We start from the raw sequence: 11,676 nt of genomic DNA, 5'->3' as shown, positions 1-11,676 counted from the left end.
GTTCCACCCGATGATAGGACTACTATACGCCCCCTCGAGTACAGCCCAGCCACGATGAACTGGACCGTGCTCTTCGTCGTCGACGGGTTCGGGTTACCGCTCGACCAGCCGGTGCTGATCTTCGCCCTCGCGATGTTGATCTTTCTCGTCGGGCCGCTGTTCGTCAAGAAACTCGGCCAGCCCGGCATCGTCGGCATCGTCGTCTTCGGGGCGATCATCGGCCCCGGTGCGACTGGTATCGTCGAACACTCGGACGCGATCGAGTTGCTCGGCGAGGTCGGACTAATCTATCTGCTGTTCACTGTGGGACTCGAGGTCGATCTCCGAGGGTTCAAGGAGGCGCCCGAGAACGCCGCCCTGTTCGGTCTGCTGAGTTTCTTCGTGCCGTTTACCGTCGGAACCCTCGCCACGACGGCCTTCCTCGGACTCGACATCTGGGCGGCGCTGTTGCTCTCGGCGGTGTTTGCCTCGCATACCCTGCTCGCCTACCCCATCGTCAACCGATTCGGTGTCACAAAAAACCGCGCCGTCTCGGCCGTCTTCGGCGGTATCCTCTTTACTGACACCCTCGCGCTGGTCGTGCTCGCGATCGTCACCGGCGCGGTCCAAGACGGGCTCTCGGTGTTGCTGTTCGGCGATATCGCGCTCTCGCTCGGACTCCTCTTTGCCGGCGTCTGGTTCCTCGTTCCACCGGCGTCCCGGTGGTTCTTCCAGAACTTCAGCGAGGAGAGCTACTTCGAGTTCCTGTTCGTGATGGTCGGGATCTTCGCGGCCGCCAGCCTCGCGGAGATCCTCGACCTGGATCCGATTCTCGGCGCGTTCGTTGCCGGGCTAGCGCTGAACCAGCTCATTCCGCAGGGTGGGACGCTGATGAATCGCATCGAGTTCGTCGGAAATGCGTTCTTCATTCCGTTCTTCCTGCTCCACGTCGGGATGCTCGTCGACCTCGGGGTCATCTTCGCCGGTCCCGAGACCCTCCAGATAGCCGCGCTCATCACGACGATCATGGTCGTGACGAAGGGCGCAGCCGCCTGGTCCGTCGCCGAGATCCAGGACTACACGAAACACGAGCGCGACGTCATCTTCGGCCTCTCGACGGGACAGGCCGCCGCCGCGCTGGCGATCACGCTCGTCGGGTTCGACGCCGGGCTCTTCAGCGAGGCGATCCTCAACGCGGTCGTCCTCCTGTTGCTGATTACTGCACTCCTCAGCCCGTGGATGACCGAACGTGCCGCCAACCGGCTCGCCCTCGACCGTGAGGTCGAGGACGACTCCGACGACGGACGGGACCCGAACATCCTGCTCCCGCTGTCGCACAACGCCGAACTCCAGCGGCGGCTGCTAGAGCTCTCGTTCGTAGTCAAGGGTGAGGGCGGAAGCAACCCGGTTCACGTGCTGACCGTCGTCCAGCCCGATACGAGCCAGTCGCCGGAGGATCAGATCAGCTCGGTCCAGGCCGAACTCAGCGAACTCGCGGCCGAGGGCAGCGCCGCGGAAGTCCCGATCGAGACGGAAGCGCGGGTCAACCACAACGTCGCCTCAGGGATCGTTCAGGGCGCCATCGAGGTACAGGCTAACCAGATTATTATGGGATGGGACGCAACCCAGAGCTTCAGCCACCGGATCTTCGGGAGCATCATCGATCAGGTGCTCGAGCGGACGAAGCTTCCGGTGCTCATCTCGCGGCTCGGGCATCCGATCAACACGACCCGACGGATCTTCGTCGTCGTCCCGATCGGTGCCGACCACCACGAGGGGTTCTACGAGGCCGTCCACTTGGTCAAGCGGATCGCAGCGAACCTCGGGGCCGAGCTGAACGTCATCGTCGTCGAGGGGCCATCGCATCAGTTCGAGCAGCTGTTCGGCCTCGTCGAGGAGGACGTCAGCGCCGAGTTCGACTCGATCGACGACTGGGGGAAGCTACTGCCGACGCTCGAGGAGCGAACCGAGGACGACGACCTCATCGTCGCGATCTCACCGCGCCGGGGAGACGTCGGCTGGCACAACGAGCTCGGAGATCTGCCGGCCCGCCTCGCTGATATGCCACCGGAGTCGTTCATCATGGTCCACCCGCGCCAGGGCGAACCGGAGTACGACCGACAGTACCTCCGGCTGAAGTAGCGCGCCATCGGCGTGGGATCCCGATCCACGGTGGCATCGAACCACCACGTCTTTTCCGCAGCCGTCCCTCGGTTCCGTCATGGGCTTTGGTAGCTACGACGAGTCCGAACAGCAACAACCACGGGACGACGAGGAAGACGTCGAGGCCGTCAGTATCCACGAACACGACCACGACGGACAGCTCGAGTTCGAGTCCGATGTCTCGACCGATCAGCTGGTCTCCCAGCTCGGGTCGATGAAGGACGAAGACGACGAGTAACGACCCGATCGGCTTCGAAACCCCGTTTTCAGGCGAACGCCGACCCACAGAGCTGCGCGATCGCTCGCCGGAGCCGCTGGGAGATCGCCGACTTCGAGACGTCGAGGCGATCGGCGAGCTCGTCCTGGGAGATCCGTCGGGGGACGTCGAAGTACCCTTCCTCGTACGCCACGGTCAGCAGTTCCCGCTGTTTCTCCGTGAGCGAAACCGGCCCACCGCCGTCGGCGTTGGCCGGTCGGAGGTGGTCGACAGTCACCGAGACGTCCCGCTCCCGACACCGGTCGTTGAACGCGACGAGGGCGTTCCGGTCGGGAAAGCGCAGCCGGAACTGCCATCCCTCCCGACAGCTCGAGCAGCCGCGGAGCCGTCCGCCGACGGCGGCGGTCGCCTCGACGAGGGTGATCGCTCGCTCGGTAAGCTCGAGTCGGTAGCTCCGGCGCTCGGGAGCGCGATCCACGAGGACGGGATCGGTAACGGTCGGATCGGTCCCGAGGGCGGTCTCGAACGCCCCGAACTCGGTGCCCAACGCGGTGACGAACAGGAGGGTTCGGTCGCCGCCCGCGTCGGTCCAGTACTCGGGCTCGAGGGAGATCTCGGGTGCGCGTCGCAGCGTCGGTCGCAACACCAGCTCCGGGTGCGAGAGGGTGAGCTGAGCCAGCACGCCGCCGTTGGCCTGCGTTCGAACGGCAACGCCGTCGGGATCCGCAGCGAGGTCGAGGCTCATCGGTTCATCCGCCGTCCGGGGAGACGGCAGCGATAAGATCTCGTTACCGGGTCCGTAGTCATCGAATGGCTGATTCGAGCGCGAACGGATGGCCGTGGGGGCTAGCTATCGACACGACCCCCCGAAGCGGGGCTATACTGATTCATCGGTCGCCGAAGCCGACTGTCGTCCGCGAGAACTCGACCGTTCACGTAGCCCGATGCTACTCGCGGTAATACGGGTCTACCGCCGTCTCGAGCTACTCGAGTCCGTCGAACTCCTCGAACAGCACCGAGAGCAGCGTCGCCTGTGCGGCCCTGACGTGACGGCTGAACGTCGGCTGGGAGACCCCCAGCGAGTCGGCGACCGCCTCACCGGTGCTCTCCCGGGGCCACTCGAAGAAGCCGGCGTAGTAGGCCGCCTCAAGCGTCTGTCGCTGTCGTTCCGAGAGTCGCTCGCGGAGGACCGAATCGAGCGCGAGCGCGTCCTCGGGGGACTGCTCGCGCTGGCGGCGGGCGACTACCTCGAGCTCCCACCCGCGCTCGAGCGCGTCGACGAACGCTCGAACGTCGGCCGATTCCGAGAGTTCGAGGACGAGTCGGGTCCGGTCGTCGGTCGGCGTCAGTGATCGGACGACGCCGCCGTGCTCGGCGACGGCTACCGCGATCGACGGCTCGTCGACGACGAGCTCGAGCAGCCGATCTCCGCCGATCGTCCCGACCGTTCGCACCGAGTCGATCCCCTCGAGCTCGGCGAGCGAGTCGACGCCCGGGAGCGGGCCGTCGGGGACGGTCACGAACACGGTTTCGCCCCCGGTGGAGCGCGGAACGACGGACCGAACCGTCAGCGGGCGACCGATCCGGTGAGCGATCGTCGCCAGGGGGTCGGGTTCGCGGAGGACGAACTCGAGTTCGGTGACGGCCTCGCCGCGAAGCCCCCGCCTGGTTTCGATCGCATCGACGACTGAGCCGCCGACGTCCCCGAGGCGTTCGATCCCGCGGCGGATCGGCCCGTCGAACGCCCCCGTCTCGGTCGAGTAGACGGTCAGCGTTCCGTACCGGAACGATCCGGATCGAAGCGGGACGCTCAGCACGGATCGGATCCCCCGCTCGAGCGCCCGCTCTCGCCAGGGCTCGTCCGGCGCCTCGGTCAGGTCGTCGTGACAGACCGTCTCCGGAGTCGGCGTCCGTTCCGTCGGCGGTGGTCGTGGGATCGCGAGCGGATCGGGTCGAACGTCGGCGTCTCCGGCGACCGCCTTGGGATCGACTCGTTCGCGGCCGTTTTCGGAGACATCGATCCAGGCGAACTCGCTCGATCCCTCGGCAAACTCGAGGGACGTAATCCCCCGACAGAGCCGTCGGTACACCGCCTCCCGGTCGCTCGCCTCGAGCAGATCCTGCTCGATCGTTCCGAGCCGTTCAAGCCGATCGAGGGTCGCCTCGAGAGCCGTCCGGTCCGACCGACACCCGCACAGTTGGGCCGCCGCGTCCCGCTCGTCGAGCGCGAGCGCGCCGATCTCGGCGAGGCTCTCGATCGGGCCGGGATCGATCGGATCGAACCCCATCGGCTCGGTCGTGGTCGCGACCAGCACCGTTGTTCCGACCGGAACCGTGAGCACCTGTTCGGCCCGGAGATCAGCCGCCTCGAGGAACGACTCGAGCGATCGGGCGTCTCGAGTCGTTGCACCAGCCCCGTCGCAAACGACGTCGTCCGGGATCACAGCGCGATCGACGACGGGAAGGCTGGACGTCCTCGAGTCGCGGCCCACGGCCGCGATCGGCCGGAGTGCCCGTTCTTCGAGTCGATACAGGGCGACGACGTCGCCGCCGGCGAGATTGACCGCGGCCTCGGCGACCGATCGTCCGACATCGGGGACGGTTTCGGCCTCACGAATCGATCCGACCGCGGCCTCGAGCGTCCGTAACGCTCCGGCCGGCGACCGCTGTCGATCCCGGATCAGACAGAGTGTTCGCTCGCCGTCGGGAAACGGGACCACGGTGACCGCGACGGAACGCCGATCCCCGAGCGCGAGGGTTCCGAAAACGGGCTCGGTCCACCTGAACGGTGCCGTCCGCCCGCGTTCGCGAACCGTCTCAGCCAGCTCCCGATCGAACAGTTCCTCGAGTTCTCGGCCGACGACGTCGGTATCGGCCAGCTCCGCCAGCCGCGCGTTCGCCAGCGTGACGACCCCGTCCTCGAGAACGCCGATCCCGTCCGGAAGCGCGTCGACGACCGATTCGGTCAGGCGAGCCGCGCTTTCGGACCGGGTCTCCGGGTCACGCAGCTGGACGACGGTTCCCGACGCCGTCGGGAAGAGGCCGACCGGGATCACCTCCTGCCGATTCGAGGGTTCGATCTCGAGGGTCGTCGCCCTCTCGTCCGTCCGAACCGCTCGAACAGCCTCGAGCAACGGCTCGCGAATCGCCTCGGGGAGCAACTCACCGAGGAGGGTCCCCGGACTCGGATCCCCCTCGAACAGATCTCTCGCTGCAGCATTAGCGTACCGCAGCTCCCAGCCGTCACCGACCTCGAAGACCGGATCGGTGATCCGATCGAGGATCGACGCGCCTCGAACCGACGGCTCGATGTCGCTCGTTGGGTAGACGGTTACCACGACGCCCTCGAGCCGGGGATCGTCGAGCCAATTTACCGTCCGAAGCTCCGCCGACCGCCACGTCCGATCGGGCCGACCGATTCTGGCCGTCACGCGCGTCGAGGTGCCGAACGCCCCCTCGAGGGTCGCCGCGAGCGCCTCGCGAACGTCGTCGCGGTCGTCCGGATGGATTGCCCGCGCCAGCATCCGTCCCTCGAGTTCGTCCGGAGGGACGTCGAGTTCGGCGTCGGTTGCCGGGTTCGCGTACGCGATCTCGCCGTTTGGCTCGATCACCCAGACGACGGCGGTGGTTCCCTCGAGTATCGACCGGTCTCTCGAGTTCGAGCCGTTCGTCTGCCGGCTTCGCTCGCCCTCGACGATGCGTTCGAGTCGGGCGAGTACGACACGGGCGGGATCGGTGGGGCCGACGACGTCGACTGCACCTGCCTCGAGCGCGCCGACGGGAGCGTCCGTGACCGCGACGATCGGCACGGTCTCGCCGGAGTCGGTCTCTCGGCGGAGTCGCTCGAGGGGCGGGCGAGCCCGGTTCGGTTCGAACTCGCAGACGATGCAGTGGACGTCGACCGTCTCGAGGCGGGCGATGGCGCTCGAGACGGTCCGCTCCCGGACCAGCGAGACGGAGTCGAACCCCGCCGTCACCGTCTCCGCCACCGAGACGATCGGTTCGGAGGCGCCGACGACGAGCACCCGGCACAGCGGCTCGAGCGTCGAGCCGGCCCGGCTCATCGGGTTTCCTCCGCACCGGCGGCTCTCCGGGGACTCGAGCGTCGGGAGAACGAACGGACGATCGCCCGCGAATCGGCTGCCTGACGGGAGGCCACGGTTGGCTCCCCTCGTGCTCCGGCGGAGTTAATTATCGCTTCCGTAGTCGTCGGTAGCGATCCATTACATCCCAAGCGACCGCTTCGTAGTCGTCGTTAGCTCTCGTCCCGGACCGTGACGACCGGTACCGGCGCGTTCCGGACGACCTCCTCGGCGACGCTGCCGACGATCAACTGGTCCAGTCCCGACCGGCCGACGGTGCCGACGACGATCAGGTCGGAACCGTGTTGCTCGGCGACATCGACGATCTCCTCCTGTGGAACGCCATGGCGGATCGTCTTTCTGACCTCGATCCCGTGGCCGGCGGCCTTCTCTTCTACCTGTTCGATCGCCTCGGCGGCCTGGTCCTCGAGGTCGGTCCGCATCTGGTCGCGCTTCGTCTCAGCGTGGGGGCCGTCCTCGGAGACCGAAACGATGTGCAGGTCCGCATCCATCTGGCGAGCGAGCTCGATCGCGTGATCGGCCGCCCGCTGAGCGCCGTCGCTGCCGTCGGTTGCGAGCAAGAGTTCCTGGTACATTTTCGTCTCGGCATTCGGCACACTGTCGAATACGTTTCATACCTGCAGTTGCCAGGGCGTTCGCTGGCTCGAGAAATGCAGGCGGGATCCGGAATCAGATCACGTCGAGGAAAAAGGCGACGTACAGCTGTCCGATACCGGCGAGGATCATCACCGCCCCGGCAACTCGTCGGAGCGTGTCGCCGTAGGCCGACAGTCGGCCCGCACCCGCGGCGAGCCCCATCCCGGTCGCGACCGTCAGCGAAACCATGAGGAGAACGACGATCCCGACGTAGGTTCCGATCACCAGCGCCCCCGACGCCGCCGGCAGCGCGGCCGCGCTGGCGACTACGCCGAGAAACACGGGTGCGACACAGCCCGCGGCGGCCAGCGCGTAGCCGGCCCCGAAGAGGCCGAAGCCGAGAGTCCCGGATCGGCGCTTCGGCAGCGCGACCGACAGCGAGGGCGCGCGATCGAAGAGAACGAGCACCCCGAAGCCGACCAGGGCGACCCCGACGAGCGCCTCGAAGATCGTGATGTCCGCGAGCACCGAGTGGCCGATCCAGAACGCGACGCCAAGTAGGACGCCGAACGTGGCGAGAACACCAGCGCCGGCGACCAGACCGCGCCCGACCGCCCTCGTGAGCGACGACTCCTCGGCGTCGGTCTGGCTCACGTAAAAGCCGACGTAGCCGGGCAGCAGGGGGTACGCACACGGCGAAAAGAAGGTGAAGACGCCGGCGGTCAGCGCGAACGCGAGCGTCGACAGCAGCGCCGCGTCGATCATTCGCTCTTGGACTTGAGAACGTCCTCGATGCGAGAGACGATCTCGTCGCTCTCCTTTCGGCCCGACTCCTCCCACCTGACGATCCCGTCGGAATCGAAGAGGACGCCGATCGGGGTCCCCGAGCCGTAGTGGACGATCAGATCCGAGGTCGCGTCCCGGCCGACCGGCCAGTGGCCGTCGTGCTCGTCCCACCAGTCGGCGATATCCGCGTCGGGGACCTGTTCCTCGTTCTCGTTAGTAACCGAGACGAACGTGACGTCGTCGCCGACCCGGTCGTAGGCCTCGCCCAGCGCGGGCATCTGTTCCTTGCACGTTCCGCAGGTCGTCGCGAACAGGTCGACGAACGTGACCGAGTCCTCGGCGGGGATCTGCTGCGTGCCGCCGCTGCTGCCGGCCGCCTCGACGGTGTCGATCGTTACGGGATCGTGTCGGGGCTCCTCGTCGTTCTCGTCGCCCGGCATGCCGTACACCGCAAGCGCTCCGGCGCCAGCAAGCGTTCCCGCGCTCGCGACTCCGGCGAGGACGTCCCGACGCCGCATCGTTACTCGACCACCGTCCGGACGTCGTCGATGATCGCCTGTGGACGGTTCTCCTCGCGGTCGTCGGTCACGTTCGGGTACGAACGCTCGACGATCCCCTGCTCGTTGACGAGGAAGACGATGTAGTAGTGGATGCTTGCGTCGTGATCGTGGTCGTCGTGGTCGTCGTGATCGTCCCCACCGTGACCATCGTGGTCGCCCTCGCCGTGGTCGTCGTGGCCGTTACCACCGACCTGGGCCGGGACACCGATCTCCTCGTTGAGCAGTTCCATCGCCTCGTCTTCCGTCTCCGGTCGGAGGAAGTGCCAGTTCTCCGCCTCGTAGTCGACGCCGTACTGCTCGCCGTACTCCCGAAGCGCGTCGGCGTCGTCGGTCTCCGGATCGAACGTCATCGCCAGCATGGCGACGTCGTCCTCGTATCCCTCCTCGGCCGCGTCTTCCTGGACCAGCCCCAGCAGGTTAGTAAGCACTCCACACTGATCCGGACAGGACGTATAAATAAACGTCAACAGGTACGCGCGTTCGTCCTCGAACTCCTCGAGCGAGACCTCCCGTCCCGCATGCGGGTCCGGAAGCGTGAACGTCGGGAACTCGTCGCCGTAGGCCGGGTGCGACGGGTTGCCTCGTGACTGCTCGGGCTCGCCCAGCGCCGTCTCGCTGTTACCGACGACCGGGAGGTCACCCAGACACCCCGCCAGTCCGCCCATTCCGGCAACCCCCAGCGTTCCCAGATACGCGCGTCGCTTCATACTCGAGTCGTAGGAGCGGGGCGTCAAATGCTCGTTGGTTCACCCGTGAAAACCCACATATCGATAGGTTTGATCCCGCTCGACGATTTTCTCCCCGAACATCTCCGCCCGTTTCGGTCACGCTCTCCTGCCACATTCATTGATTGTCACTGTCTAACAGCTCCCTAATTGGTTCACCGAATCCCGCCTCGGTCCGCAACGACTCGCCTCACCACTCTCTCCGGGACGTTCGGGAGTTCGATCGAAGACGGTCCGACCGACCGCACGCCGAGCCGTGAAACGTCCCGAAACGTCACCGTGCCTGCGGCGCGCCGGAGCTTACGACTCGGATAACTATTTCGGAGTCTTGAGTACGTCGACATATGTCACAATCTAACAACCCGGATGTGCGTGTCGGTTGCCCCCAGTGTAACGGAACCGTAAACGCATCCCTCCCGCCCGGGTCCGGTCTCGGAAGCCCAACCCCCAACCGCCTTCGCGGCACGGAAACCGAGTGCCACAACTGCGGTCACGAACTCGAGTTCTACTACTACTGAACTCGTCGTCCCCGCTTTTTTGCCGTCGTCCTCGCTCGAGGCAGCGACGCCGAGAGCCGTCGCTCGAGGATTGGCCCTCATGCGAGCCGAAAACCACCCATCTGGGATTTGAACCACGCCCAGACGTGCTCGCTACGCTGCGCGCGACTGGTCTGCTTCAAACCCAGCATACAGCATTTACTGCTCACGAGTTGTTCGCAGCAAAATGCTCCGTCTGGGATTTGAACCCAGGTCATCGGCTCGAAAGGCCGAAATGATTGGCCGGACTACACCAACGGAGCGTTCACTTCGTTCACGCTCCGAGCCCTACGTCGCTGCGCTCCGTAGGACAACGGAGTTGAACGCATTCACTGCTTGCCGAGGCCTAGTAAAAAACGTTCCGTTCCGCGGCCGTCGTGACAGGCCCCGGCACACGACCGTCCGTCCTCGAAAGGCGGTGCGATACCCGCCGCCATCTCAATCCTTTTGGAGCCGCGCTACGACCGACCGGCCATGAAATACGTGCGATTCCGTGATCCCGCTGGGGCCGTCCGCCGAGGCGAACTCGAGAGCGGTCACGTCCACTTCGCAAACGAGAGCTACGCGCTCGAGGACGACGAAATCGACGTCCTCCCGCCCTGCGAGCCATCGAAGGTGGTCTGCATCGGTCGCAACTACGCGGCCCACGCCGACGAGATGGGCAACGACGTTCCGGACCGCCCGCTGCTCTTTTTGAAGCCGCCGAACGCGCTGGCGGGCCACGGCGACACCGTCACCGCCCCCGCGGGCAAGGAACGAATCGACCACGAGGCCGAACTTGGCGTCGTCATCGGCGAGCAGTGTCGCCACGTCCCCGAGAGCGAGGCAATGGATGTCGTCGAGGGCTACACCTGCGTCAACGACATCTCGAACCGCGACGACCAGCGCGAGGAACAGAACTGGATCCGCGGCAAGGCCTTCGACGGCGCGGCGCCGATGGGGCCGGTGCTCGCGACGCCAGACGAGGTGCCCGACGACGCGACCGTTCGGACCCGCGTGAACGGTGAGACGAAACAGGACGGCTCGCTCGATCTGCTCATCTTCTCAATCCCCGAACTGATCGCCGAGATCACGACCTACATGACCCTCGAGCCCGGCGACGTGATCGCGACCGGAACCCCCGAGGGCGTCGGCCCGCTCGAGGACGGCGACGACGTCGAGATCGAAGTCGAGGGTGTCGGCACGCTCGAGCACTCGATCCGCCGACCCTGAACCACACCGCCAACGCTTTTCGCCCCGCCTCGCCAATCACCGTCCATGACTGTTCGATACGGCGCGGTCGATATCGACTGGCTCGGCTACGCGACGGTTCGCCTTGAAGGCGAGATGGGGACCGTCGTCTACATCGACCCCGGCCGATACGGGGTGCTCGACGACTACGACGCCCGCGACGGCGACCTGATTCTGGTGAGCCACGACGACCACTACGATCCCGAGGCGATTCGACGGGTGGCCCACGAGGACGCTATCGTCGTCGCCCACGAGGCGATCGACGCCGACGAGATCGACCGGGTCGACGAACGGCTCGAGGAGCTCCCCTACAAGATCGAACGAGTACGAGGCGACGAGTCGTTCGTGCTCGGCCCACTCGACCTCTATACGACCCAGGCGTACAACGAACCCGGCGGCCCCTACACCGACGACGAGGGCGAGCCCTACCACCGCGAGGGCGAGGGCTGTGGTTTCGGTGTCACGATCGACGGCGTCACCGCCTTCTGGCCCGGCGACACCGACGTCCTCCCGGTCCACGAGGAACTGGCCGTCGACGTCTTCCTGCCCCCGATCGGGGGCTCCTTTACGATGGATCGCCGCGACGCGGCCGAACTCGCGGGGACGATGCGGCCGGGCCTCGTCCTCCCGATCCACTACAACACCTTCGAGGCGCTCGAGACCGACCCCGAGGCGTTCGTCGTCGACGTCGCACGCCGTCAGGTTCCGGTCGTTCTGGACGAGTAAGCGGATCGTCGAGACGACCGACGACCGAGCGACCGACCGTCCGCTCTGCGGTCTTCGTCGCACCCTCGAGCGTTT

The 11,676-nt window shown here is 66.1% G+C and carries 10 protein-coding genes and 1 tRNA gene; 4 read left to right on the top strand and 7 right to left on the bottom strand.

The features are described from left to right. The first annotated feature begins 54 nt into the window (after positions 1-54). Positions 55-2,121 (top strand): cation:proton antiporter, encoded by a 2,067-nt coding sequence (locus QA600_RS16310; protein ID WP_278293002.1) that lies wholly within the window; start codon positions 55-57, stop codon positions 2,119-2,121. Positions 2,122-2,200: 79 nt separating this feature from the next. Continuing rightward, entirely contained in the window at positions 2,201-2,380 is a 180-nt protein-coding gene (locus tag QA600_RS16305) for a DUF5786 family protein (RefSeq protein ID WP_278293001.1), read from the top strand. A 28-nt stretch (positions 2,381-2,408) separates the two neighbouring features. On the opposite strand, the gene QA600_RS16300 is transcribed toward QA600_RS16305, so the two are convergent. The 7 genes from QA600_RS16300 to QA600_RS16270 form a co-directional block, all read right to left on the bottom strand. Further along, on the bottom strand, positions 2,409-3,104 hold the full coding sequence (locus QA600_RS16300) for a helix-turn-helix domain-containing protein (protein WP_278293000.1): 696 nt from the start codon (positions 3,102-3,104) through the stop codon (positions 2,409-2,411). A gap of 238 nt (positions 3,105-3,342) precedes the next feature. Beyond that, positions 3,343-6,423 (bottom strand): bacterio-opsin activator domain-containing protein, encoded by a 3,081-nt coding sequence (locus QA600_RS16295; RefSeq protein ID WP_278292999.1) that lies wholly within the window; start codon positions 6,421-6,423, stop codon positions 3,343-3,345. Positions 6,424-6,614: 191 nt separating this feature from the next. After that, positions 6,615-7,037 carry a universal stress protein gene (locus QA600_RS16290; protein WP_278292998.1) on the bottom strand — a complete coding sequence of 141 codons (423 nt, stop codon included), beginning with the start codon at positions 7,035-7,037 and terminating at the stop codon, positions 6,615-6,617. Between the two features lie 94 nt (positions 7,038-7,131). Further along, complete coding sequence (locus QA600_RS16285) at positions 7,132-7,803, bottom strand: cytochrome c biogenesis protein CcdA (protein WP_278292997.1); 672 nt, start codon at positions 7,801-7,803, stop codon at positions 7,132-7,134. After that, the gene (locus QA600_RS16280; RefSeq protein WP_278292996.1) at positions 7,800-8,342 is read right to left on the bottom strand and encodes a TlpA disulfide reductase family protein; all 543 of its coding nucleotides are present in this window, start codon (positions 8,340-8,342) and stop codon (positions 7,800-7,802) included. Before QA600_RS16280 ends, QA600_RS16285 begins: the two co-directional genes overlap by 4 nt. A gap of 2 nt (positions 8,343-8,344) precedes the next feature. After that, the gene (locus tag QA600_RS16275) at positions 8,345-9,091 is read right to left on the bottom strand and encodes an SCO family protein (RefSeq protein WP_278292995.1); all 747 of its coding nucleotides are present in this window, start codon (positions 9,089-9,091) and stop codon (positions 8,345-8,347) included. Positions 9,092-9,833: 742 nt separating this feature from the next. Then, positions 9,834-9,908, bottom strand: a tRNA-Glu gene (locus QA600_RS16270). 211 nt (positions 9,909-10,119) lie between these two features. On the opposite strand from QA600_RS16270, the gene QA600_RS16265 reads away from it, so the two are divergent. Beyond that, positions 10,120-10,857: a fumarylacetoacetate hydrolase family protein gene (locus QA600_RS16265; protein WP_278292994.1), complete on the top strand. Its 738-nt coding sequence runs from the start codon at positions 10,120-10,122 to the stop codon at positions 10,855-10,857. Positions 10,858-10,902: 45 nt separating this feature from the next. Beyond that, positions 10,903-11,601 carry an MBL fold metallo-hydrolase gene (locus QA600_RS16260; protein WP_278292993.1) on the top strand — a complete coding sequence of 233 codons (699 nt, stop codon included), beginning with the start codon at positions 10,903-10,905 and terminating at the stop codon, positions 11,599-11,601. Positions 11,602-11,676: the final 75 nt, after the last annotated feature.

The organism is Natronococcus sp. A-GB1, assembly GCF_029688845.1.
Classification (GTDB): domain Archaea; phylum Halobacteriota; class Halobacteria; order Halobacteriales; family Natrialbaceae; genus Natronococcus.
This window is presented reverse-complemented; position numbering and strand designations above follow the sequence as displayed.

Coding starts and splice junctions, on each gene's coding strand:
- QA600_RS16280 (WP_278292996.1), bottom strand. CDS start 8,342: ATGCGGCGTCGGGACGTCCTCGCCGGAGTCGCGAGCGCGGGAACGCTT.
- QA600_RS16300 (WP_278293000.1), bottom strand. CDS start 3,104: ATGAGCCTCGACCTCGCTGCGGATCCCGACGGCGTTGCCGTTCGAACG.
- QA600_RS16265 (WP_278292994.1), top strand. CDS start 10,120: ATGAAATACGTGCGATTCCGTGATCCCGCTGGGGCCGTCCGCCGAGGC.
- QA600_RS16305 (WP_278293001.1), top strand. CDS start 2,201: ATGGGCTTTGGTAGCTACGACGAGTCCGAACAGCAACAACCACGGGAC.
- QA600_RS16275 (WP_278292995.1), bottom strand. CDS start 9,091: ATGAAGCGACGCGCGTATCTGGGAACGCTGGGGGTTGCCGGAATGGGC.
- QA600_RS16295 (WP_278292999.1), bottom strand. CDS start 6,423: ATGAGCCGGGCCGGCTCGACGCTCGAGCCGCTGTGCCGGGTGCTCGTC.
- QA600_RS16290 (WP_278292998.1), bottom strand. CDS start 7,037: ATGTACCAGGAACTCTTGCTCGCAACCGACGGCAGCGACGGCGCTCAG.
- QA600_RS16285 (WP_278292997.1), bottom strand. CDS start 7,803: ATGATCGACGCGGCGCTGCTGTCGACGCTCGCGTTCGCGCTGACCGCC.
- QA600_RS16260 (WP_278292993.1), top strand. CDS start 10,903: ATGACTGTTCGATACGGCGCGGTCGATATCGACTGGCTCGGCTACGCG.
- QA600_RS16310 (WP_278293002.1), top strand. CDS start 55: ATGAACTGGACCGTGCTCTTCGTCGTCGACGGGTTCGGGTTACCGCTC.